At 49.8% G+C, this 25,955-nt stretch carries 13 protein-coding genes and 3 rRNA genes; 12 read left to right on the top strand and 4 right to left on the bottom strand.

The window, feature by feature from the left end; all coding sequences use genetic code 11:
• Positions 1-26 precede the first annotated feature (26 nt).
• Positions 27-1,466: a glycosyl hydrolase family 28 protein gene (locus C2I18_RS19725; RefSeq protein WP_249897445.1), complete on the top strand. Its 1,440-nt coding sequence runs from the start codon at positions 27-29 to the stop codon at positions 1,464-1,466.
• 67 nt (positions 1,467-1,533) lie between these two features.
• On the opposite strand, the gene C2I18_RS19730 is transcribed toward C2I18_RS19725, so the two are convergent.
• Entirely contained in the window at positions 1,534-5,118 is a 3,585-nt protein-coding gene (locus tag C2I18_RS19730; protein ID WP_249897446.1) for a M14 family metallopeptidase, read from the bottom strand.
• Positions 5,119-5,613: 495 nt separating this feature from the next.
• Here C2I18_RS19730 and C2I18_RS19735 point away from each other — a divergent pair, with 495 nt between their 5' ends.
• Positions 5,614-6,690, top strand: a complete 1,077-nt coding sequence (locus C2I18_RS19735) for an HD-GYP domain-containing protein (protein ID WP_249897447.1) — start codon at positions 5,614-5,616, stop codon at positions 6,688-6,690.
• Positions 6,691-6,764: 74 nt separating this feature from the next.
• Here C2I18_RS19735 and C2I18_RS19740 read toward each other — a convergent pair whose 3' ends face one another.
• Positions 6,765-8,255 carry a glycoside hydrolase family 43 protein gene (locus tag C2I18_RS19740; RefSeq protein ID WP_249897448.1) on the bottom strand — a complete coding sequence of 497 codons (1,491 nt, stop codon included), beginning with the start codon at positions 8,253-8,255 and terminating at the stop codon, positions 6,765-6,767.
• 175 nt (positions 8,256-8,430) lie between these two features.
• Between C2I18_RS19740 and C2I18_RS19745 the strand changes: the two genes are divergently transcribed.
• From C2I18_RS19745 to C2I18_RS19760, 4 genes are all read left to right on the top strand, one after another.
• Positions 8,431-9,342 (top strand): ArsR/SmtB family transcription factor, encoded by a 912-nt coding sequence (locus C2I18_RS19745; protein ID WP_249897449.1) that lies wholly within the window; start codon positions 8,431-8,433, stop codon positions 9,340-9,342.
• A 142-nt stretch (positions 9,343-9,484) separates the two neighbouring features.
• Positions 9,485-10,774: a DUF1963 domain-containing protein gene (locus C2I18_RS19750; RefSeq protein ID WP_249897450.1), complete on the top strand. Its 1,290-nt coding sequence runs from the start codon at positions 9,485-9,487 to the stop codon at positions 10,772-10,774.
• A 41-nt stretch (positions 10,775-10,815) separates the two neighbouring features.
• The gene (locus tag C2I18_RS19755; RefSeq protein WP_249902176.1) at positions 10,816-11,523 is read left to right on the top strand and encodes a DNA alkylation repair protein; all 708 of its coding nucleotides are present in this window, start codon (positions 10,816-10,818) and stop codon (positions 11,521-11,523) included.
• A 490-nt stretch (positions 11,524-12,013) separates the two neighbouring features.
• Positions 12,014-12,193, top strand: coding sequence for a DUF5325 family protein (locus tag C2I18_RS19760; RefSeq protein ID WP_249897451.1), 180 nt, complete (start codon positions 12,014-12,016; stop codon positions 12,191-12,193).
• Between the two features lie 56 nt (positions 12,194-12,249).
• On the opposite strand, the gene C2I18_RS19765 is transcribed toward C2I18_RS19760, so the two are convergent.
• Positions 12,250-13,089, bottom strand: a complete 840-nt coding sequence (locus C2I18_RS19765; RefSeq protein ID WP_249897452.1) for an AraC family transcriptional regulator — start codon at positions 13,087-13,089, stop codon at positions 12,250-12,252.
• A gap of 130 nt (positions 13,090-13,219) precedes the next feature.
• Between C2I18_RS19765 and C2I18_RS19770 the strand changes: the two genes are divergently transcribed.
• From C2I18_RS19770 to rrf, 4 genes are all read left to right on the top strand, one after another.
• Positions 13,220-15,529, top strand: coding sequence for a glycoside hydrolase family 2 TIM barrel-domain containing protein (locus C2I18_RS19770; RefSeq protein WP_249897453.1), 2,310 nt, complete (start codon positions 13,220-13,222; stop codon positions 15,527-15,529).
• A 577-nt stretch (positions 15,530-16,106) separates the two neighbouring features.
• A 16S ribosomal RNA gene (locus C2I18_RS19775) occupies positions 16,107-17,663 on the top strand.
• A 368-nt stretch (positions 17,664-18,031) separates the two neighbouring features.
• Positions 18,032-20,958: ribosomal RNA gene (locus C2I18_RS19780) — 23S ribosomal RNA — on the top strand.
• Positions 20,959-21,035: 77 nt separating this feature from the next.
• Positions 21,036-21,152: ribosomal RNA gene (rrf, locus tag C2I18_RS19785) — 5S ribosomal RNA — on the top strand.
• Together the 16S, 23S and 5S rRNA genes form the textbook arrangement of a ribosomal RNA operon.
• Positions 21,153-21,747: 595 nt before the next feature.
• Here rrf and C2I18_RS19790 read toward each other — a convergent pair.
• A complete protein-coding gene (locus C2I18_RS19790; RefSeq protein WP_249902177.1) occupies positions 21,748-23,451 on the bottom strand; it encodes a methyl-accepting chemotaxis protein in 1,704 nt (567 codons plus the stop codon).
• Positions 23,452-23,914: 463 nt separating this feature from the next.
• On the opposite strand from C2I18_RS19790, the gene C2I18_RS19795 reads away from it, so the two are divergent.
• Entirely contained in the window at positions 23,915-24,127 is a 213-nt protein-coding gene (locus C2I18_RS19795) for a hypothetical protein (protein ID WP_249897454.1), read from the top strand.
• A gap of 187 nt (positions 24,128-24,314) precedes the next feature.
• Positions 24,315-25,955, top strand: coding sequence for a response regulator (locus C2I18_RS19800; RefSeq protein ID WP_249897455.1), 1,641 nt, complete (start codon positions 24,315-24,317; stop codon positions 25,953-25,955).

Genomic DNA, 25,955 nt, shown 5'->3' on the forward strand with positions numbered 1-25,955 from the left:
CCGAAGCAGCAGGAAAGGAAAGAACCATGAATCGTATACAATTTTATCCGGCTCCCCCGCACATTCCATTAAAGGAGGATTATGAGGTCCGGATCAGGCCTGCCGGAGGAACCTGGCATGTCCTTCCGGTCTTTGAGGTCAATGTGGATATGCATCAGGTAAGACAGGCTTCGATGGCCTGTTTCGATATGGAAGGTGAGGTGGAAGTGGAAATTTCCTGCCTGTATAGCGTGATCGGGAGCTGTGAGATCCGTCCGCGTTCCGCCGGGATAAGTCCTGCCGCCGGTCAGAATACCCTCACCTTTATGCTGGATAAGCCTTGTAAGCTATCTGTGGAAATCAACGGGGACCGCTTCCGGAATCTGCATTTGTTTGCGTCTCCCTTTGAGGAGCATCCTCCCACACCTGATGATCCGGACGTTATGCTGGTAAAGCGCGGTATTCACCGGACAGATGATTTATTGAAGCAATTGTCAGAGCCGCTGGACGGGACGGGGCAACTGCCGGCTGTGATTTATTTTGCGGAAGGCACTCATTTTATAGAGGAAACGGTGCTTACTCTGCCTTCCGGCATCACGGCATATCTGGCGGGCGGAGCGGCGCTAATAGGCTCACTGGTCTGCGATAAGGTGCAGGATGTTGTGATCCGCGGGCGCGGGATGATTTACCTGGCGATGTTCCACCGGTATACTGCTTTCCGCGGAATCAGGATTACCTTCTCGGAGCGTATCCGGATCGAAGGCATCATGGTGATTGATCCTCCGCATTACAGCGTTTTTCTGGGACAGTCACAGAAGGTTGAAATTGAAAATTTCAAATCCTTCAGTTCACGCGGCTGGTCTGACGGCATTGATATGATGTCCTGCAGACAGATTCATCTCCGGGATCTGTTTATGCGGAACTCTGATGACTGCATTGCGGTCTATGGTTCGCGCTGGAATTATTACGGCGATACCCAAGACGTGACAGTCCGGGATTCCGTGCTATGGGCGGATGTGGCGCATGCCGTGATGATCGGGATTCATGGGGATCACGGGAGAGGCGGGGATATTGTCGAGGATTTAAGGTTCGAAAATATCGACATCCTTGAACATCATGAGCCCCAGCCCAACTATTGGGGAGCGGTGGCGATTAATGCCGGGGATGGTAATACCGTGAAAAATGTTGTGTTCAGCCAGATCCAGGTTGATGACTTTGAGCTGGGACAGCTGTTTGATATCCGTGTGGTCCACAATAAAGATTATAATCCCCTCCCCGGAAACCGGATTGAGAACGTGAGGTTTGAACAGATCGAGTACAACGGTGTGAATGCCAATCCTTCGAGAATCCACGGGTATGACCGGGAGAGAGCAGTGGAGGGGATTACCTTCAAGCATATGTATATCAATGGCAGACTGCTCACCTCCATTGAGGACAGCGGTTTTGAGGTCAATGCTTTTGCTAAAGGGATCAAGTTTATGGAATAAAATAATTACAGAAAAAGCCCCCGGCCCAATGGCCGGGGGCTTCCTTGTACATGTTTACCGCAAAGAACTATTGCAGATTGATGATATTGCTGATAATTACAGCAGCTTGCGCGCGGTTAGCGATCCCTTTTGGTGCGAAGGTGTCGGCTGTCATGCCTTTTACAATGCCTTCCTGGGTAAGCAGCGCTACCGCGTCTTTACCATAGGAAGCAATGCTTGTTTTGTCTTTGAAGCCGGCAAGTGCAGCATCGGCATCAGTAACCGATTTGCCCTTGAACTTGGTCAGAGCATTGGCTGCGATGATGGCCATCTCTTCACGGGTGATCGAGCGGTTAGGCTCGAATTTGCCGCCCCCAACACCGTTAACCAGGCCGTTCTCGACGCCGGCTGCAACATAGCTGTAAGACCAGTGCGCAGCAGGAACGTCGCTGAAGTTAGCCGAAGCATTCGCAAACGGCAGTTCAAACGCACGGACGATCATAGTAATGAACTCGGCGCGGGTTACTTCCTTGAGCGGTGCAAAGGAATTGCCGCCAACGCCGTTAATGATACCTTTAGCGGTCAGTTCTTGAATAGCATCAGCTGCCCAAGCTACTCTTCCAAGATCCGTAAAGTTCACAGCCGGAGCAGGAGCCGTTGTTGGAGCCGGTGTTGCGGTTGGAGCAGGAGTAGCTGTTGGAGCCGGTGTTGCAGTTGGAGATGCGATTGGAGTGCTTCCGCCGGTACCACCTGAAGGTGATGTCGGATATGGTTCAAGCACGCCGTTATCCATTCCGTCTGCTGCTGTAGCAGCTGGGGCAGATGCATAAATCGCATTCGCCAGCAGTCTGAACTGATTCTGCGGATGATATTTGTTGAGCAGATCATTTGCGAACAAGGTTACATGGAGATTATCTGTCTGATAATCAAGTGCCAGGACATGGCCCTTGGCTGCATCGCTGTTCGGCCACCAGCCGGCTTTGAAAAAGTCATCGCCTGTACCGTATTTTGCCAGCACCTCAGCGCCTGCAGGAACACCTGTAATATAAGCAGCAGATACAGTATAAAGATATTCATTCTCTGCATAAGGAGCGGTAATTACATTGTCTTGAGAAACCGTTGCTTTGAACAAGCCTTCATGTGCCGTGGCATTGCCATCCTTGTTCACCGGGTTGGAATACTCCAGACCTGGCAGGATATTCAGTCTCTTGACACTGTTCAGAATTGTACGGCCATACCCGATGAACGGTTTGCCGCTGGCAATCAGGTTGGTGCCAGAATTGACCAGCACGTCTGCCGCCGCTGTATCAGAAGTTACTTTGAATCCAAGATCAGCCAGAATGAATGAAGGTGCTCCGCCAATGGATACATTTGCTGGCTTCAGCAGTTTACCTGTTTTATCGGCTGTGTCATAGAACGGTACGATGTCCAGCAGATACTTGGAAGCAACAGTTCTCAGATTGGATCTGGAAACCAGGAAGCTGCCCTTTTCATAGCCCGGTCCATCATTTGCAAGCAGGGTAACTGCTTTTTTGCTGGCTAGCAGCTCGTTAACTGCTTTGATCGCATCGTTATTACTGTTGCGGATCACATAGTTCTGCGAGAAAGCAGCCTGATCCAGATTCGTTGACGGAATGACTATGCTGCTTACCTGCCGTGTACTATTGGAGAATACTTCTTCGTTATTCTTAGTGCGGATGATATACCGGTCAAATCCGCGCATGTCGGCAAAATTCTGTACTGTATCAGAATACATTGCATCGAAATCGGATACATCCAGTCCATTATACAGAACTAGGTTGGCAAAACCGCGTTTAGCCTGTTTCATATTCACTACATAGGTCCCGGATGGATAAGTGACTCCATCTACAGTTACATCAGCAGTTGTCTGCTCGACCTTCACTCCGTTGCGGAGCAGGTATTGCACCATTTTGTAGGTCTCCAGTTCATTCTTTTGCAGACTTTTAGCTACTGGAAGCACATAATAATCTGGAAAGAAGTTTGCTGTTTCTTTCTCACGTTGACGTCCAATGGAATCGTATTGGGCATTAACCAGGAATTCATCAACTGTTCGATGATCTTCATTGTTAATTCCGCGTTTGAAAATTTCCAGTTGGTTCAGGAACAGCTTTTCTTTGTTGTCCTGGACATATTTGGTTGCAGCCAGTGTTGCATAATAGAATGCATCCAGCGAATCTTCATTCAGCTCAGGTACTTCAATGGTGTGTCCCAGGGCGCCCTGGTGCATTGCATAGACTGCAGTGTAAGCTGGGGAAGCATCATCCCAGCCGGTAGCATTGCCGTAAGGATCATCATAATTAGGGTCTTTTGCCAATTTTTCAGCTTCCAGATAAGGAATGTGGTACTCGGTATATTTGGTGTTAGCGATACCGGCATTACCCATAGCTTTAGCCTGGTCTATCATATTTTGAATAACGAGATCATATTCGATGTTCGGGTCATGCGGCGGTGTACAAGGCTCAATCAGGAAGCCCTTCACGAAACCGTGCATATCCAGGAAGCTCAGCGGAGTCCACTTGGCGATTTGGGCTGTAGTAGCAATTGTCTCAGGCTGTGTCTGATAAGAGTTATCACGGTTCGGGTCAAGCAGTGTAGAAGTTGCACGTGTATTGAGTGCCCGGCCATCCGGATTCTCCACATAATTCAGCAGGAAAATCACATTGTCCAGCGCCTTGTCGATATCCAGTGTAACCGGAACAACTTGGCCGTTCTTATCTGTCGTATCGTAGCTGACGATTTTCTCGGTCATCAAGGTTTCCAGGAAATTGATAATAACGTCTACACCGTTGGCCTCATCCGCATGGATGTTGTTCAGCCAGATCGGCACTTTATAATCCTGGAGCTGGCCGCTGGTGATCATTTCCTGAAGTTTCGCAGGATCATTGTTCATGAGCGGCAGCGTTTGATTCAAATATTGGTCTACGGACGCTTTGTCCTTGGCGACGATGGAGAAGTGGATCGCCCGTCCCTGTGTGGACGTTCCAATCTGCTGGTATTCCACATAACGGCCATATTCGTTTTTGGCAGTGATTTTGTCAATCGCCGGTTTGATCTCATCATATGTATGATAGCTATCATACGGAGCCAGCTTGATTTGCTGCTTTACCAGTTGATCACCGTTAGGAGCACTGGCTGTCAGGTTGTATATCCCTGCAAGCTTCACATACTCTGCGCGGACGCCGCTTACGGACAAGTTGCCGCCAAAAGGCATATCGAAGTATACTTCAGCAGTCACCGTAGAAGCAGAGACAGGCTTGTAGCTTACTTTTACAAAAGGATCACCCGTATAAGCTCTGACTTTAGAATCGTTGTCCCATTTCTTCCACTCCGCCAGCGGCTTCATTTCTTCCGCAGTGCGGCCGAAATTCCACGTAAGCTGATCTGCTGTCACACCCTCAGGAAGGGTCAGTGGAATAGATTTTGTAGTGATCTCGGTCATCGAGACCTGGTAGACTTCTTCCGTTACTGCAGGTGCTGCTGCCTGCACGGCCTCCGTAGCAGATCCGGACGAAGCACCGGATTCAATAGCCTGTGGTGCGGTTTGAACCTGAGGCTGTGCCTCAGCGACAACTTCACCGGCATAGGCTGCCGGAAGAACGCCGGATAACGTCAATGTTAACGCGATTAATAAGGATAATAGTTTCTTAGACATCATTTGCCTCCCAGTATCTCTCTAATTGTATGTGTGGCGGTACAAAGGACTGCTTCTGTTCTTGCAGGTTTATGCATCCCTCCTGGTAGATTCGCACGATAATGGTGCCATGACTGTGTCATAATCACATTACGTGTAACGAATTAATATACAATAAACACTTTTATTATGCATTTGAGATAATATAATATAACATTTTATTTAAAAGTGGAAGCTTTTTAATAGATTAGTTCTAAAAATAAATTTCCCTGCTGCTAACTTCCGTGCTTCTCTCCTCCGCTGGGCCCAAAAAATATGAAAGAACAGGTAGGCCGATATCCTCATTGCAATTTCTTTTGCTTCCCGGAACATTACTATAGGTTTATTTTCTGGAAAAAAAATAAAGAAATGCCACCGGTCTGCCGTAATAGAGCTTAGAATACTCTCTGCCGGACAAAGGCTGATCCTGGATCGGCGGGTCTGTGTTTTCAGGAGAGGACAATGGAGGTGGTTTCAATGTCGCTCGCAGAATATGATTTTTTTATTGGAAGAAGGCTGGAGAGAAATATATACGGCAATAACGGGATCCTGTTGATCTCGAAGGACACGGTTCTGCTCCAGAGCCACATCGACAAGCTGGCGAATTTTAAGATCAGGATTGGAAGTATAGAGGCCGCTGTCGCAGATTCTCCGGAGGGGTATCCGGAAGCTGAAGCCATGGACCTGAGAGCAGTACTCCGTCCCTCAAGCATTGAATCCCGGAAAAAGGTAAAGCGGGCTGAAATGCATCTGCATGAAATCGACAGGCTGGTCCGCAGCAATGACATTGTGCCGATTGATGACGTAGAAGAAAAAATCCTTCCTTTTATAAAGGAAACTGCCAAAAAATATAATTTATTTCAAGTCTTCGCTGACCTTAAGGAACAGGGAGATTTCCGTTATAAACAGAGTATCGGTGTAGCCGTTATTGCCACGGCCCTTGGCAGGCGGCTCAATCTCGATGATGAGGAGATGGGCCTCCTGGCGACGGCTGCGTGTGTCTATGATATTGGCTCCGTGAAGCTTCCGTCTTCCCTGATGGACAAACAGGGCCGGTTTGATAAGCATGAGTATGAAATCATGAAGCAGCATACCGTTCTGGGCTATGATCTGCTGATGAATTCCGGGGTTGATCCCCGGGTCGCCTTAGTTGCCCTGCAGCATCATGAGAGGGAAGACGGCAGCGGGTATCCGTACGGAATCAAAGGGGACCAAATGGACCGGCTGAGCAAAATTGTCACTTTGGCAGACATTTATATGGCCATGATCTCTGACCGGCCGCACAGGCCTGCGCTTTCTTTTTTTGAAGTGATTAATGAAATTCATCAAGGGATTATACATAACCGTTTTGACTCATACATTGGTATGACGTTTCTGGATTCCCTGCTGGCAAGCCAGGTAGGCTGCGAGGTGCATTTGTCAGACGGGCGGACAGGCAGGATTCTGCTGACGAATGTCAACTACCCCACAAGGCCGCTCATCGCTGTAGACCAGAAGGAATTCATTGATTTAAGCAAAATCAGTGATCTTCATATTGTGGATGTTATGGGATAAGCAGATAACCGGACGCAAACAAAGCGGAAGCCGTGTGGAACGGCTTCCGCTTTGTCTGTTGTGCCTGCTCAAAATTACTGATACTGACAGCTGAAATTCGTGAATTCTGCTGCAGAGCCTTCGCCGGAGGCATACAAGCCGATCAGGACACCGGTGAATCCGCCCGCTACCTCTGACGAGAGATATCTGCTTTGCGCAGATCCGAGCAATGTTTCGCCTTCCTCTGTCTGCACATAGAAGTGATAGTGGGTAGGCGTAGATTTGATGACCAATACAGCATGGTTGCCGGAACGCGACTCTACGGAGTTTTCGACAGATTTAATGTCTCCGATGTTCAACCGCTCGATGACCTCATATCCCTCTGCGCGGCTGCGCAGGGCGAGATCATAGTGATGATTCTCATCCATGTAGATGGTGATGCCGGCTTCGCCGCCGGTTAAGTTTACCTCGCAGGAGATGACGGCATCAAAATCCCTCTGGCGGATGCCGATAAACGTCGGTGATCTTGGAACATCCAGCGTGATTTCAGTCCCTTTGAGTGTGGCTTTACCGGATTCCAGCTGATAATTTTCTCTGGACGGATGACGCAGATAACACCAGTCGAGATTCCAGTCGGTGTTCCCGAAGGTATACAGCTTTTTCTCCTGCTGGACGACGGTGTCCGGGATGCGGTCTGTCTCAAAGCTCATAAGCGTCGTGCCGTTATGCCCTGCGGTAAACCAGCCGTCCCCGCCAAAAGTCACCGGAGCCAGGAAAACCTCGCGTCCCAGATGGTGATACGTAAGCCATTGTCCGGTCTGCCGGAAGCCGAGGTGCAGAATCCACCAGTTTCCGTCGCCGTCTTGAACGAGATCGCCATGGCCGACACCCTGCAGCTCGTAACCGCCCAAATTACGGTTGGTCAGAACTGGATTGTGCGGATAAGCCTCGAACGGGCCGGAAGGGGAGTCTCCCCGGGCATAAGTGATCATATGGCCGTATTCGGTTCCGCCTTCTGCTGCCATCAGGTAATAACGGCCTTTGATTTTATACAGGTGAGGGCTTTCCAGATAACGGCCGCCGGTTCCCTTCCAGATCGAGCGGCTTGGCGTCAGCTTGCGGCCGGTCTCGATGTCGATCTCGCACTGGATCACACCGCCGACTCCAAAATCATCCGTTCCGTTGCTCATGAAAATCGTTTTTCCGTCTTCAAAATACAAGTCCGGATCGATTCCGCCCTGATCGACAAAGATCGGTTCAGACCATTCGCCGTAAATATCATCTGTCCAGACATAAAAATTCTGGTGTGTAGTATCATTCGTGGTCACCATGTAGAACCGGCCGTTATTGTGGCGCAGGGTAGGTGCGAACACACCTCCGGAGCTGCTCACGGTTTCCAGTTGAATTTGGCTTGGGCGGGTAAGGCTGTGGCTGATCTGGGTCCAGTTAATCAGATCCTTGCTCTCAAAAATCGGCACCCCGGGGAAAAACTGAAAGGAGCTGCACACCAGATAATACGTATCCCCGACTTTACACACACTCGGATCCGGATAAAAACCCTTGACGACCGGATTATTGAATTTCATTTTCTCCACCTCGATTATAAATTCACATATATAAGAATCCATGTAGCCTAACCTCTAACAAAATTAAACATCAATGAGAATATACTTTCAATAGTATTGGGGTTGAAGCTTTAGGCTATTTTTATTAAATTAATATATATATGAATTCATGAGGAACGGGCAGGTGACGGTGAGGATGATAAAAGCAAACGGGAATCGGGAATTTATGGCGCTGTATGAAGCGCTGGCAAGCGAAGTCAGATGGAAAATTATGAACCTGATTGCCGGCAATGAAATGAATGTAAAGGATATTGCGGATCGGCTTGAGCTCAGCCCTTCTATCGTCACTATGCATATCAAAAAGCTGGAGCAAGCCGGATTAACCGGGAGCCGCCGGGTCCGTTTGGGCGGGGGAACACATAAAATGTGCTTTCTCAAGCAGAAGAATATCGAGATCGAGCTGCCATCCGCCAGCCGGACAACGAGAATCAGGGAGCAGACCATTTCGGTCGGCCACTACACCGCTTTTGAAGTTCATCCCACCTGCGGACTTGGTACAAGGGAAAAGGAAATCGGAGTCTGGGATGATCCGCGCTACTTTCTGGATCCCGAGCGGGTCCACGCCGCCATTTTGTGGTTCGGGAGAGGATACGTTGAGTACAAAACCCCTAATTATCTGCTCCCTGACCAAGTCCCCGAGGCTGTTGAGATTTCGGTAGAGCTTGCCTCGGAAGCGCCGGGGCTGGGCGACGACTGGCCGTCAGACATCCAGTTTACGTTCAACGGTGTTCAGCTGGGAACCTGGACAAGCCCGGCGGATTTCGGAAGGGCAGCAAGGGGAATCTATACGCCAGAGTGGTGGCACCGGAATGTGAATCAGTATGGTCTGCTGAAAACCATCCGCATCGACAGTAAAGGTACGTTTATAGACGGGGAGCGGATGTCGGGAGTTACCGTTCATGATGTCAAGCTGCGGGAACAATTCTGGACACTGCGGTTCGCGGTAGATGAGAATTCCGTTAACGTAGGCGGATTAACGCTTTACGGGGCAGGATTCGGCAATCATGACCAGGATATAGTAATCCGTGTGCATCTCGGCAATGCATAATCATAGCTTGCCGGAAATTTGCTGCATGGACAAAGGCGGCTCATCTGCGGATACGCTGCTTTTTTGTTGTGCGGCGGCGTCCGGAACGATTAAAATAGAAAGAGAATAAGTACAGTTGCCCCTAACAGAACGGAGTGATTACATGACCGGGCGTCTGCCGTGCAGGACTTCAGGCTGCCAAGCCACTATTCTGCCTGCCACTGCTGCCAAAACCGGCGGAATCTGCATGCCTTGCCACCAAAGGAAGCTGGCGCTGGAGGAACAGCGGTATATTGAACAGAACCGTAAAGAGGTGGATTTATATGCAGGGATAAGTGATCCCGTGCAGATTCTGATCATCATGCATCAGCCGCGTAAATACAATCCGCTTGAACAGATACTGCCTTACCGTCAAACCGCCCGGGAGCTGTATCATCAGCTGACAGACCGTCAGCAGGAGCAAATGGAGAACTATGCCCTCACCCTGGTGGAAGAAGCGGATTTTGACCGGGCGGAGACCATTCTGCTGTCGCTTGCCTGTTATACAGATGCGCCTGTAGAACGGGGCCTCAAGGCTTTCTTCCGTGCCGGAATATATTATCCCGGTATTCTGTACAGGCAGGCGGGTCCGGTGATCCGCGACCGGCTGATTCAGCTAATAGAGCATGATGCCGGCAACCGGAATCATCTGCTGCTGGCCCTGGCCTGGATTGGTGATGAAGAGGTGGTCAAGCTGTTCAAAAGCTGGCGGCAGCAGCCGCCGGATTGGGCGGACGGAATGTATCAGCCTCCGGAGAACTATGCCCGTGAAGCAGGCTGGGAGCTTGATGCTGCGGGCGGGAAGAAACTGCTGTTTCATCCGGAAAGCTATTCTTTTATAGCGGACAGGGAGCATACTGGTGAACCGGAAGTGCATCCCGCTGTATCCGTCCTTCACAGCAGCAATGAAGTCTGCCCGTGGTGCAGCGGCCGGCTGACCGTGCTGCTGGATTACAATCTTCAGGATCCGCTGCTGCAATTTATGAAGCTGTCCGGCCGGAGGCTGAGAATTGCAGCCTGTATGCAGTGTAACTGCTACGGCACGGTGTATATGAAGGTGGATCTGGACGGCGGGTATGTATGGAGTGAATATAATACCGTTCCGGATTATCTGCCCCATTATGAAGAGGGAGAAGGCCGGGAACAATTAGAGTGGAATACCCTGACATTATCGGACCGGCCGACGGGTACTTATGAAAATTCCCACTGGACACTGGAGACCCCTGCGTCTCAGATCGGCGGACACCCGGCCTGGATTCAGGATGCGGATTATCCGGAGTGTCCCTGCTGCCTGGAGACAATGAAATTCATTGCCCAGATCGATATGGAGCAGGCTGACGACAGTGAAGGGATTTACTATGCTTTTTTATGCGGGACATGCCTGATTGCAGCGGTGAATTACCAGCAGACGTAAAGGGATTCTATATATTTATAGAAGCAAAGGAAGTGTGAATGATGAATGCAGAAACGGTTATGCAGGAGCTTGAAGGCCTCAGCAAAGAACGCACCAAGAAAATGTACTGTTCAAACGGTGCACACGAACCACTTTTCGGAGTGGCCACCGGAGCCATGAAACCGATCTTCCGGAAAACGAAAATCAACCAGCCGCTGGCAGAAGAACTCTACGCGACCGGGAATTATGATGCCATGTATTTTGCCGGAATTATTGCCGATCCCAATGCCATGACTGAGGCGGATTATGAACGGTGGATGGACGGGGCTTATTTCTATATGCTGTCCGATTATGTAGTGGCTGTTACCCTTGCGGAAGCGGATATTGCCCAGCAGGTTGCCGACAAATGGATTGCGAGCGGAGAAGAGCTGCGGATGTCGGCAGGCTGGAGCTGTTACTGCTGGCTGCTCGGCAGCCGTAAGGATCAGGAGTTCTCCGGGGACAAATTAGCCGGGATGCTGGAACTGGTGCGGAACACTATTCATGATGCGCCGGAACGCGCCCGATATTCGATGAACAATTTCCTGTACACCGTTGCGGTTTCCTACGTGCCGCTGCATGACAAAGCGTGCGAGACTGCGGAGGCTGTAGGTCCGGTAGAAGTAGACAAGGATAAGCCCAAAAGCAAGCAAATTCATGCCTATGCGAATATTCAAAAGGCAATCGAAAAAGGGCAAATCGGTTTCAAGCGCAAGCATGTGAGATGCTGATGCGGGGATTTGGAAATAGTAAATGCCGCCTTTGGCATTTTTGATGCGTTTTACGGTAAGGGGTGCTTCAAGCGGCTGTTGTGCGGCTGCCGGAGCATCCCTTTTTTGATGATTCATCTTCTATAGCCCTGCTGTGATTAGCCGTGATATTTGAAAATGGACTTAGGAAACGTGTGCAGATTAGGCTAAGCGGAATTTCTCCATCTAATCCTCCGATTACTACCGGTATAACCATTCTTATTGGAAAAACTCCACTTCATTGTACTGGATGAGTCTCTAAAGACCTTTATGCGCCCGAATAGCAGGAGAATTTCCTACTAAAGCTCATAAATGATGTAAAAGGACCGGATTAGCCGGAGGATTTCCACCTAATGCCCAAGCACGCTGCCTCTCATTAGAACCATAGCCAGCTGCAGTTCATAAAGTATACAAAAGGCAAATTATGGGTAATGAAAAAGTGAGGGTACATTGATACTGGGAGGCGATCATCATGAAAACATTCGGAAGAGGCATGTTATATTCAATTATTGCGATAGTGATCCTGCTCGCTATTTCATTTGTTATAGGTGAGACTATAACGTTGCCTTGGTATGTATTTATTCCGCTGGTGGTGTTAGTGTGGGGCCTGGCTTTTTACCAATCGAGTAAAGAACGGGAGCAGGGACGGTAACGATTAAATAGAAATAAGTTAATCACGAAATACACGACAAGGGGCTGATGACAAGGTCAGCTCCTTGTTTTGCTGTAATAAATACTTCTGAACTGGTTGGGACTCAGCTGTTCATGCTTTTTAAAGACCGTGCTGAAATAGTTGGGATCTTCAAATCCGGACAACAGCGCCACTTCCTTAATCGGCATGAGGGGGTTATGCAGCAGCAGCTCCTTGCTCTTCTTGATCCGGACGGAGTGGATGTATTGAAAGATCCGGATATTCGTTGTCTTTTTAAAAACCGTACATAAATGCTGCGGCGTAATTCCGGCTACTTCGGCCATTTCATCCAGAGTCAGCGGCTTGTCTGCATTCTGGTCGATATAATCGAACAAGGGCTGAAGCCTCAGGTTGAGATTGGAAGCACTGCTGTGCGGATGGATAGAGGCATACTGGACCATATCAATCAGCAGCGAATACACCAGACTGGACCATTCCAGGCTTTTCAGGGCGTAACGGGACTGGCCGATGTCCATGATGCTCTGGATTTTTGCCGTGAAAAGCTCCGGTCTCGATACATACAAAGCGCCTGAAGCTGTAATTCCGGCCGTCCGGTTCAGGAAGCTGTCCACCTGATGCCCGTCAAAGACAAGCCAATTCACGATCCAGGAGGGGCTGACCGCGTAATACTCATGGGGAGCTCCTTTGTGGAGAAGCATGGCAGCACCTTCCTTGACCCGGCAGGATTTCCCTCCGGTGATTAACTCTCCTTCGCCTTCCACGCATTGAATCCATTGATACAGATATCCTTCGGGCCGGACGATATGCTCCTGGTTCCAGTGAAGTCCCGCATCCACAACATAATAGGGGAGCTCCTTGTCCGATTCTGTGATGAGAGGCAGCAGCCGTTTATACATAAAATCACCTTAATATTTTAATGTGTATATTAATATCCTTAGATTGTTCACAGCAGATATGGAATTTACAATATAAATATAACAAAGTCCATAACCCGCTTACAAACGAAAAAAAGGATGGTACATGACCATGAGCCGACTTGAGACGAAGTTAATGAATGGCTGGGAATTCACCCTGCAGCAGCCTGAAGACCCGAATTTCGAACCCGTTACACTCCCGCATGACTGGGCCATTACCGCCCCGGTATCAAAAAACATGAAGCAGGCCATGGCCCAAGGGTTCAGGGACCGCTGGGGGATTGGCTGGTACAGAAGTCATCTGGAAATGAAGCAGATCAGGGAAGGTTATGTGTACAAGCTGCAATTCGGCGGAATCTATGAAAATAGTACAATCTGGGTCAACGGCAAAGAAGCCGGCGGGCAGAAATACGGTTATACGAGCTTTGAGCTGGACATAACGGACTTCCTTCAGGAAGGCGATAATCTCATTCTGGTTAAGGTGGACAACACTGCTGTACCGGCGGACCGGTGGTATTCGGGGGCAGGAATCTACCGGGAAGTGAAGCTGCTGGAGCTGAATCAGAACCATCTTGAGCCGGCCAATATTCAGGTAACAACGGAAATCATCGAGGGTACGGGTGCGGGTATTGTTACCGTTAAGACCGGTGTAACTTCTCTGGTCCGGGCAGTGCTCTCCGATAGAGAGGCGTATGTAACAGGAGAATCGGATATGGGAATGATCCGGCTGGAGATTCCGCGAGCCAGGCTGTGGAGTCCGGATGAACCGGATCTATACCGCCTGGAGCTGTCGCTTGTTGTGAAAGGTCAGGTAACGGACCAATACAGCCTCAATGTAGGCATCCGGGATATCCGGATGATTCCGGACAAAGGAATGTATATCAACGGCAAATTGACCAAGGTAAAGGGACTCTGTGTGCATCAGGATGCAGGCTGTCTGGGAACGGCGGTCACTACGGAAATTTGGAAAGACAGGCTAATCGCGTTCAAAAAAATAGGGTGCAACGCCATCCGTACCGCACATCATATTTTTGCGGAAGAAATTCTTGATCTGTGCGATGAGCTGGGGCTGCTGGTGTATGAAGAGCCTTTTGACAAGTGGACGGGAGGGGCATACGGAAGATACTTCGGGACCGAGTGGCGGCGTGACCTGGAAGGTATGGTGAAGCGGGACCGGAACCATCCTTGTATTTTCATGTGGGGCGTCGGCAATGAGGTGGAGCATCAGGGACAGGCATCTATGCTGAACATTCTGAAGATGCTTAAGGAGCATTTGCTGACCCTTGATGATACCCGGCCGGTGTCGTACGCGATGAATCCGCATTTTAAATACGAGAGCAATGTCGATCTGTCTACTATAGAAGATATCCAGCAGTTTGTGTATGAAGCGGATGACACGGAAATCTACGATGTGGCCGAAAGAGTGGAGCGGATCCGCCGGATCGGAGAGATCGTTGATGTGATTTGCTGTAACTATCAGGAGCAGTGGTACCCTGAGATTCATAAAGCGGTTCCGGATAAGCTGATTCTGGGGACTGAAACGTATCAATTTTTCCGCGGACATTCCTTTCAGATGCAAAACTTCAGTGAAGAGGTGCCCTGGATGGATGTGGAGAAGCAAGATTATGTGATCGGCGGCATGCTGTGGACCGGTATTGATTACCTGGGCGAATCTATGGGTTATCCGGCCAAGGGCTGGGCAGGTTCCCTGTTCTGGACGAATCATGAGCGCAAACCGCTGTCCTATCTGTACGAGAGCTACTGGTCGGAAAAACCGATGGTCTATTTGTCTGTAATGGATTATTCGCTTCAGGATGAAGGTGTAAAAGAGCATTGGGATACGCCAAGGTATGCTGCCCACTGGAACTTTCCGCAGTTCAATAAAACGGTCATTCCGTACATGATTGCCACCAACTGCGAAGAGGTCACGCTGGATCTGAACGGCAAAACTTTCAATGTAAATAAGCCGTCTGCCTATCCTAACCGGATGATTACCGGCTATCTGCCTTATCAGCCAGGTACAATTACAGTAAAAGGGTACATAGGCGGCGAAGAGGTAAGCCAGTATCTTCTGCAGACAGCGGGCCCGGCAGTCAGGCTTGGCTTTGAGCAGGAAGAGATGAAGCTGAGAGCGGACAGTGTGGTTCAGAAGCTTTTTACCGTTCGGGCAAAAGATGCTGAAGGCGTGCCTGTATTCCGTGACAGTTCAAAAGTGAGTTTTGAGGTGGAAGGACCTGCGGAGATTATTGCTGTAGACAACGGCGACCTCAGCTCAAGCGAAGCTTATGACCGCAGCTGGATGCATATGTATCATGGACGTGTCAGTACGGTGATCCGGCTAACCGGTGACAAAGGACGCGTGGTGCTGTCGGCTTATGCTGAAGGCATGTATCCGGCCAAGCTTGTAATTACAGTGGTCTAGGGTAGTCCGGTTAAGACAGAAAGGGGGCTGCGGACCCGCGGTCTTCTTTCTTTAATAAGGCAGCTGGAAGCTGGCAAAAATTAAGTGTTGAATCATACGGTTTATAAGAGGTATACTATGAATCCGGTCGCGGGTGATAAACAACTTTGCTGGCTGGTTAAAATAAAGGTTGCATGTTATGTTGAATGTGTGGTATATTCTTATTCCGGTCGTTTTTATGATTGTCTTGATTGGCCGGTTGAAGAGAAGCTTAAATGATTCTGAAAAATAAAGCTTGCATTAATCTTCGAAAGATGATATATTATAAAAGTTGCTGCTGACGAGGTGATCGACAGTGACGATGAGCTTGATCTTTGAAAACTGAACAACGAGTGAGTACCTGGAAATCACTTCGGTGAATTCCAAAAATTAATGATTTTCACAGCGTCTCGTACGCTTTGGAAATTCATCCTGAGAATGCAAATTCTCGTCAGATGTTTCAAAATGAGCTATCGCTCTTTCTATACTGTATCCTCTTCATCCGCTCAGCTGAGCTGGACCGAAGAGGATACAGGCGACGCTTGCTTCGCAAGCGTCCTAATTGGAGAGTTTGATCCTGGCTCAGGACGAACGCTGGCGGCGTGCCTAATACATGCAAGTCGAGCGGAGCTAACGGTTTCCCTTGGGAAACCGTTGCTTAGCGGCGGACGGGTGAGTAACACGTAGGCAACCTGCCCCATAGCCTGGGATAACTACCGGAAACGGTAGCTAATACCGGATAATTTCTTTTTTCTCCTGAAAGAAGAATGAAAGACGGAGCAATCTGTCACTATGGGATGGGCCTGCGGCGCATTAGCTAGTTGGTGAGGTAACGGCTCACCAAGGCGACGATGCGTAGCCGACCTGAGAGGGTGAACGGCCACACTGGGACTGAGACACGGCCCAGACTCCTACGGGAGGCAGCAGTAGGGAATCTTCCGCAATGGGCGAAAGCCTGACGGAGCAACGCCGCGTGAGTGATGAAGGTTTTCGGATCGTAAAGCTCTGTTGCCAGGGAAGAACGTCCGGTAGAGTAACTGCTGCCGGAGTGACGGTACCTGAGAAGAAAGCCCCGGCTAACTACGTGCCAGCAGCCGCGGTAATACGTAGGGGGCAAGCGTTGTCCGGAATTATTGGGCGTAAAGCGCGCGCAGGCGGCGATTTAAGTCTGGTGTTTAAACCTTGGGCTCAACCTGGGGTCGCACTGGAAACTGGATCGCTTGAGTACAGAAGAGGAAAGTGGAATTCCACGTGTAGCGGTGAAATGCGTAGAGATGTGGAGGAACACCAGTGGCGAAGGCGACTTTCTGGGCTGTAACTGACGCTGAGGCGCGAAAGCGTGGGGAGCAAACAGGATTAGATACCCTGGTAGTCCACGCCGTAAACGATGAGTGCTAGGTGTTAGGGGTTTCGATACCCTTGGTGCCGAAGTTAACACAGTAAGCACTCCGCCTGGGGAGTACGGTCGCAAGACTGAAACTCAAAGGAATTGACGGGGACCCGCACAAGCAGTGGAGTATGTGGTTTAATTCGAAGCAACGCGAAGAACCTTACCAGGTCTTGACATCCCTCTGAATCCTCTAGAGATAGAGGCGGCCTTCGGGACAGAGGAGACAGGTGGTGCATGGTTGTCGTCAGCTCGTGTCGTGAGATGTTGGGTTAAGTCCCGCAACGAGCGCAACCCTTGACTTTAGTTGCCAGCAGGTCGAGCTGGGCACTCTAGAGTGACTGCCGGTGACAAACCGGAGGAAGGTGGGGATGACGTCAAATCATCATGCCCCTTATGACCTGGGCTACACACGTACTACAATGGCCGGTACAACGGGAAGCGAAGCCGCGAGGTGGAGCCAATCCCAGCAAAGCCGGTCTCAGTTCGGATTGCAGGCTGCAACTCGCCTGCATGAAGTCGGAATTGCTAGTAATCGCGGATCAGCATGCCGCGGTGAATACGTTCCCGGGTCTTGTACACACCGCCCGTCACACCACGAGAGTTTACAACACCCGAAGTCGGTGGGGTAACCCGCAAGGGAGCCAGCCGCCGAAGGTGGGGTAGATGATTGGGGTGAAGTCGTAACAAGGTAGCCGTATCGGAAGGTGCGGCTGGATCACCTCCTTTCTATGGAGAATCGTCTTCTGCAATGAAGACATTCAAATCTTAAATCTAACCGGTCGGTTAGTTGCTCACTCGTTGCTCAGTTTTGAGAGTTTAAGCTCTCAAAATTCTGTAACTTCTATCGACACAGCTGTGATCGACCAGAACTTACAGAAACTTGATCCTTGAAAACTGGATACCGAAACGAATTTGCGTTTTAGAACATTCCTTTAAGCTGAACTTGTGTAAACAAGTGAAGATTTAATAGCGATGCTGAAAGCGAAGGTTTTCGATTGTGAAGCGACTTTTGGCTTTGAATATTCTAGCGTACGGAGTGATCCGGACGGGCTATTCAAAACAAGATGAGCAAACAAGCGAAACACCGTAGCGTTGGTTAAGCTAATAAGAGCACACGGAGGATGCCTAGGCGCCAGGAGCTGACGAAGGACGTGGCGAACAACGAAACTGCCTCGGGGAGCTGTAAGCAAGCTTTGATCCGGGGGTGTCCGAATGGGGAAACCCGGCTGTGGTAATTCGCAGTCACTCACATCTGAATACATAGGATGTGCAGAGGCAGACCAGGGGAACTGAAACATCTAAGTACCCTGAGGAAGAGAAAACAATAGTGATTCCGTCAGTAGCGGCGAGCGAACGCGGAACAGCCTAAACCAGGGGGCTTGCCTCCTGGGGTTGTGGGACGTCTCACATGGAGTTACAAAAGGTTAGGTTAGGCGAAGAGGTCTGGAAAGGCCCGCGATAGAGGTAAAAGCCCTGTAGCCAAAAGTTTAACCCCTCCGAGACGGATCCCGAGTAGTGCGGGGCACGTGAAACCCCGTATGAATCCAGCAGGACCATCTGCTAAGGCTAAATACTACCTGGCGACCGATAGTGAATCAGTACCGTGAGGGAAAGGTGAAAAGCACCCCGGAAGGGGAGTGAAATAGAACCTGAAACCGTGTGCTTACAAGAAGTCAGAGCCCGTTTTATGGGTGATGGCGTGCCTTTTGTAGAATGAACCGGCGAGTTACGTTTAACATGCAAGGTTAAGGTGAGAAGCCGGAGCCGCAGCGAAAGCGAGTCTGAATAGGGCGACTAAGTATGTGGACGTAGACCCGAAACCGTGTGATCTACCCCTGTCCAGGGTGAAGGTGCGGTAACACGCACTGGAGGCCCGAACCCACGTACGTTGAAAAGTGCGGGGATGAGGTGGGGGTAGCGGAGAAATTCCAATCGAACTCGGAGATAGCTGGTTCTCCCCGAAATAGCTTTAGGGCTAGCCTCGGTGAATGGAGTGGTGGAGGTAGAGCACTGATTGGGTGCGGGGCCCGCAAGGGTTACCAAGCTCAGTCAAACTCCGAATGCCATTTACTTCTTGCCGGGAGTCAGACAGTGAGTGCTAAGATCCATTGTCAAAAGGGAAACAGCCCAGACCATCAGCTAAGGTCCCCAAGTGTGTGTTAAGTGGGAAAGGATGTGGAGTTGCACAGACAACCAGGATGTTGGCTTAGAAGCAGCCACCATTGAAAGAGTGCGTAATAGCTCACTGGTCGAGTGACTCTGCGCCGAAAATGTAACGGGGCTAAACACACCACCGAAGCTATGGCTTGATGCGTATGCATCAGGGGTAGGGGAGCGTTGTGTATACGTTGAAGGTGTACCGTAAGGAGCGCTGGAGAGTACACAAGTGAGAATGCCGGTATGAGTAACGAAAAGATCAGTGAGAATCTGATCCGCCGAAAGCCCAAGGTTTCCTGAGGAAGGCTCGTCCGCTCAGGGTAAGTCGGGACCTAAGGCGAGGCCGACAGGCGTAGTCGAAGGACAACAGTTTGAAATTACTGTACCACCGTAATCCGCTATGAGCGATGGGGTGACGCAGGAGGGTAGTGACGCGGACTGATGGATGTCCGTCTAAGCAGTGAGGCTGGTGTGCAGGCAAATCCGCACACCGTAAGGCTGGGCTGTGATGGGGAGCGAAAATTACAGTAGCGAAGGTCATGATCTCACACTGCCAAGAAAAGCCTCTAGTCAGGAGAAGGTGCCCGTACCGCAAACCGACACAGGTAGGCGAGAAGAGAATTCTAAGGCGCGCGGAAGAACTCTCGTTAAGGAACTCGGCAAAATGACCCCGTAACTTCGGGAGAAGGGGTGCCTCGGTAGGGTGAATAGCCCGAGGGGGCCGCAGTGAAAAGGCCCAAGCGACTGTTTAGCAAAAACACAGGTCTGTGCGAAGCCGCAAGGCGAAGTATACGGGCTGACGCCTGCCCGGTGCTGGAAGGTTAAGGGGAGTGGTTAGGGGTAACCCGAAGCTATGAACCGAAGCCCCAGTAAACGGCGGCCGTAACTATAACGGTCCTAAGGTAGCGAAATTCCTTGTCAGGTAAATTCTGACCCGCACGAATGGCGTAACGACTTGGGCGCTGTCTCAACGAGAGATCCGGTGAAATTTTAATACCTGTGAAGATGCAGGTTACCCGCGACAAGACGGAAAGACCCCATGGAGCTTTACTGCAGCTTGATATTGAATTTGGGTACGATCTGTACAGGATAGGTGGGAGCCGTAGAAGCAGGAGCGCAAGCTTCTGTGGAGGCGCCGTTGGGATACCACCCTGATCGTATCTAGGTTCTAACCTGGTACCCTAAGCGGGTACAGGGACCGTGTCAGGCGGGCAGTTTGACTGGGGCGGTCGCCTCCTAAAGAGTAACGGAGGCGTTCAAAGGTTCCCTCAGAATGGTTGGAAATCATTCGAAGAGTGCAAAGGCATAAGGGAGCTTGACTGCGAGACCTACAAGTCGAGCAGGGACGAAAGTCGGACTTAGTGATCCGGTGGTACCGCATGGAAGGGCCATCGCTCAACGGATAAAAGCTACCCTGGGGATAACAGGCTTATCTCCCCCAAGAGTCCACATCGACGGGGAGGTTTGGCACCTCGATGTCGGCTCATCGCATCCTGGGGCTGAAGTAGGTCCCAAGGGTTGGGCTGTTCGCCCATTAAAGCGGTACGCGAGCTGGGTTCAGAACGTCGTGAGACAGTTCGGTCCCTATCTGTCGTGGGCGCAGGAAATTTGAGAGGAGCTGTCCTTAGTACGAGAGGACCGGGATGGACGTACCGCTGGTGCACCAGTTGTTCCGCCAGGAGCATGGCTGGGTAGCTACGTACGGACGGGATAAGCGCTGAAAGCATCTAAGCGTGAAGCCCCCCTCAAGATGAGATTTCCCAACTAGTAAGACCCCTTGAAGACGACGAGGTAGATAGGTTGGAGGTGGAAGTGCAGCAATGCATGGAGCTGACCAATACTAATCGGTCGAGGGCTTATCCAAAAAACTAACACACAAATTCGTTTCGGATTCAGTTTTCAGGAATCAAGTTCCTGAAGCATTTGCACCGCAGATGCGCGTTTGGTGGCGATAGCGGAGGGGTTCCACGCGTACCCATCCCGAACACGACCGTTAAGCCCTCCAGCGCCGATGGTACTTGGACCGAAGGGTCCTGGGAGAGTAGGACGCCGCCAAGCACACAAAGCCACTGCTGAGTAATCAGCAGTGGCTTTTTTGTTGTGTGTAGAAGCTAGCCATAAAGTATAACGTGCTAAAGCGGGGGCAATGAGCAGATGTATGCAAAACTCGAACATAATATGCTACCGGAAGTGGCAAAGAGCAAATGTATGCGAAAAATCGAATACAATGTGCTATGGAGACGGAGGCGTTAAACAAGCCTAATGTTTGTAAAAGGCAGCACTGAGAGCAAACGTTTCTACATTAGCGCAAACTCCTGTCCAGCCGGCTGTTAACTATCAAAACTCCTATATTAATCAATCGAAGTGGATTTTCTCCCTCTAATTACCAATCAAATCACAATATTCTAAGGTTAGTAGGAAAAACTCCAATTAATTATGCCGGATACGGCATCAGAGGCAGATATATGCTGAATTAGATGGAACATTTCCAGCTAACTGTCTTAAATGATCGGAAATACAGATATTAGCTGGAGAAATTCCAACTAACCTGCGATGTACTCAACTCAAAGCACAAAAAAAGCATCCCCTTAGGAGATGCTTTTTTTGATAGCAATGTACGAGAAGTTACGGGCGAAAAACCAAACCAATACCGTTATACTTTGAATTTATTGATCTGCTCCTGCAATTCTTCTGCCATCCTGGAGAGAGCACCTGCTGACGATGCAATCTCTTCCATGGAAGCCAGCTGCTCCTCAGTTGCAGCAGATACATTGTGTACGCCTCCGGATGCTTCTTCAGCAATGGTGGAGATTTCCTCCACATAATGGACCACTTCATCCGTGCTGGCAGACATTTGTTCCGACCCGGCAGATACTTCCTGAATTTCGCCAGCGACCTTATTTACGGCATCTGAGATTTGTTCAAACGCCTGCCCTGCAGCAGTAACCATCTCAATGCCGGCTTCGGTTTCACTGCTGTTCACTTTTACAGCCTGTACCGCATGATCGGTGTCATTCTGAATCAGCTGCACGAGTTCTGTAATTTTCTGTGCAGATTCTGCGGATACCTCCGCCAGTTTACGTACTTCTCCGGCAACAACCGCGAAACCCCGGCCGTGCTCACCCGCACGTGCAGCTTCGATTGCCGCATTTAAGGCAAGCAGATTGGTCTGGCGGGCGATATTATTAATAACTTCGGTAATACTGCCAATCTCTGCAGAACGTTCTCCCAGCCCCGTAACCAGCTCTGTCAGGGAAGCTATGGACGTACGGACTGAGCTCATTTGTTCCACGGCCTGACGGATAATCTGATTCCCTTCAGCCGATTGATTCGCGGCATCTACAGCAGATACTGATACACTTTGGGCGAGCTGTGCGATTTGCTCAGATCCCAAGGCCATTTCGTTCATGGCCTGTGAGGAACGCTTCACAATGTTCACTTGCTCCGTTGTACCTACAGCGAGCTGCTCTACGGTTTCAGAGATTTGCTCGGAGGCTCTCGTATTCTGCTCTGCACTTGCGAGCAGTTCTTCCGAAGAGGCGGCTACATGTTCGGAAGTCATGGACACAGACTGGATCATCGCACGCAGGTTACCTGTCATCGTATTAAAGGAAGCAGCCAGTGTGCCGAGTTCATCTTTGTTTTTTAGCGTAATGCTTTCCCCGGCCAGATCACCGTTCGCAATAAGTACCGCTGCAGCATTCATCTTCTTAATAGGTCTTGAGATCATACTTGAAATAAAGAAGGCAATGAATAAGGCGATCAGGAAGGCGATAATCGTTACCGCCAAAATGATAATAAATGCGTGGTTTGCTTCTGACAAGGAATCCTGTGTCACCTGCCCCGATAATTCATTGCTCATCGTAATCAGCTGGGCGATAGTATCGTTTGCTGTAAACCATAGCGGATAAGCCTCTGTATGGAGCTTGCTGGCTTCCTCAAAATTATTATCCTGGCCCTGTTGGATAAACGCAGGCATTTTTGCTAAATACGCCTCATAGTTGGTGCCGAAAGTATTGTACAATACCATGGCTTCGGGACTATCCTCAATCAGCGGAATCAGTTTTTTGCGTTCATCCTCAATTTTGACCTGGAGCTGCAGCAATGCATCATACATCTTCGCCGTCTCATTCTCATCTGCCTCAACAATAATGGCAAGGGACAGACGTTCCACATCCGAGATATCCCCGTTCATCATTCCAAGCAGACTGACGCTCGGCATCCATTTATGATCGATAGATTCAGAAGTATCAGCCATTTCATGAATCTGGGTTAAAGCATAAGTACTTACAAAGGCCAGCAGTGCAGCCACTAACAAAAAACCGGTCAATAATTTCATGCGAATCGTCAGCTTCAATTTTTCTAAAATGTTATTCCATTTGTTTTTCAAAATCTTCTCTCCTCAGCTTGGTGAATAAATGTATGTATGTAATGTATATCGACATTTTTATAACTGAATTGTAGATAAGAAAATTTTATCTTCTTAAATTTAACTGAAGAGCGGCGCAAAAGGCCGGCAGCTAATCAGAAGATAGTCCATCAACTCAAGTGTTTTGTCAATTTGCGGATACTTCTGTCCAAGGTAAAGTAAGGAGGAGAATCAGCACGTAAATGAGTGAAGGAGAACCTGATGAAGAACTACCGGATTGAAGTAAGCGGCGATACCAAATCTATTTTTGCAGAGCATGGCAGGTGCGGGAATCGTACAAGCGGACGAAGCTGCAGCATTATTTGTTCACCGGGTTCAGGAGCAGTTCGCGCTGACCAAAACAATTCTTCCGTATAGCTGCGGGATATGAATGTCAGCATTGCTCTTCCCGGTGAGACGATCACCATCCCGGCTGAAGGAGCGTCATGAAGAACTGCTGCCGGACAAGGGGATGCACCTCTATGTGTCGCCGATCCGCAAAGGCACTGTCGTTAACAGCAATACCACAATGGCAGGGTGGAACGAGACGTCCGCCGAACAGATTGCAGATATTACTTCCGTCCGCGCAGTTCCGGTATATGAAATCGTGATCAGGGCGGATTAGAACCAGCTGTGTTCAAGGGTATATTTTTCAAAAAATCACACTGATCAAAAAGCGACTTGTCTGCGGATAAGTTGCTTTTTGCCGTTCCCGTGGGCGACAGGTTTCAGTGATTAAAAAATTGGGTATATAAGCTATATTTTCGAATTATAAACGAGAGCAAGAGTAGAGTCGGAAAGTGAGGCGCGTCATGGATTTTCCAGTCAATATCCTGCTCGTAGACGATCACCCGGAGAACCTGATGGCCATAGAGGCAATCCTCAGCGGAGAACCTTACCGGCTGGTCCGGGCGTATTCCGGGATTGAGGCTTTGCGCTGCTTATTGGAAGAAGAGTTTGCCGTCATTGTTATGGCGGTGCAAATGCCCGGAATGGACGGGCTGGAGACAGCGAGAATTATCCGGACCCGGGAGAAGTCCAAATATGTGCCCATCATCTTTGTGACATCCGCCAGCGATACGATGGAGCAGATCTTTTCCGGCTATTCCGTCGGTGCGATGGATTATATGACAAAGCCGTTCGTCCCGCCTATTTTTAAATCCAAAATCGAGGGATATGTCAGTCTGTATGAAGCCAATAATATCCTTCAGATCCAAAGCGAAATGCTGAAGAAGCAGACGAGGCAGCTGGAAAAAACAAATCAGGCGCTCAGCCGGGCCAAAGAAGCAGCGGAGGTTGCCTCGCGTGTAAAATCGGAATTCCTGGCCATGATGAGCCACGAAATCCGGACTCCCCTGAATGGGATCATAGGGATGTCCGACCTGCTCCTGACCTCCGGTTTGCCTGATGAATACGCTGACATGGCAGAGATCATTCACACAAGCGGCAATGCCCTGCTCTCTATCATCAACCATATTCTGGACTTTTCCAAGATCGAATCCGGAAAAATGGAACTCGAGGAGGTGCCGTTCTCGCTCCAGCAATGCCTGGCCGAAACCGTCAATTTGTTTACAGCCAGAATCAGGGGACAGAACCTGGAAATAGCGGTACTTATGGATCCTTCGCTGCCGCCTTATTTACTGGGGGATGTGAACCGTCTGGGCCAGGTACTGAATAATCTGGTGGGCAATGCGGTAAAGTTCACACATGAGGGCAGTGTATACATAATGGTTAACAAGCTGGCGGAGACAGCGAATACGCTGACGCTTGAATTTACGGTTAAAGATACCGGCATCGGAATCCCTCCGGACAAAATACCGGAGCTGTTCCAGCCCTTCTCCCAGCTGGATGCTTCAACCACACGCAAGTTCGGGGGAACGGGCCTCGGATTATCGATCAGCAAATCCCTGGTTGAACTGATGGGCGGAACGATCCGGGCAGAGCCTTCGGAAGAACCCGGCGCAACGTTCATTTTTACAATTGAAGCCAAGCTGTTCCAGGGTCAGGACTCCTTCGTCCGGAATGATCAGGAGCCGCCGGAAACGGAGAGCAGGAGCGGAAGCTACGGGGCAGTCCCGATGCGGATGCTGGTTGCAGAAGAGGACAGCGTGAGCCGGAAGCTGATGAAGCAGCTGCTGGAAACATTGGGCACGGCTGCCGATCTGGCGGAGAATTGTGCAGAGCTGATGGCAGCCGTAGAGGTTGATGCTTACGATATGCTTTTTCTTGATCTCCGTATTCCCCTCCGTGAGGGCTGGGAGATTGTCCGGAAGATCAGAAAGAAGCACAGGAACAAGCATCCTGTGATCATCGGGATGACGCCGAATGTATCCCGGGAAATGATGCAGCAGTGCTTGTCCTCAGGCATGGATGATTTTATCGTAAAGCCGGTCCGGAGGGAAGACATCATACAGGTCATACAAAAATATGCGATGGAACAGGGGCAAAGGTAA

It is taken from the genome of Paenibacillus sp. PK3_47, assembly GCF_023520895.1.
Taxonomy (GTDB): domain Bacteria; phylum Bacillota; class Bacilli; order Paenibacillales; family Paenibacillaceae; genus Paenibacillus_AQ.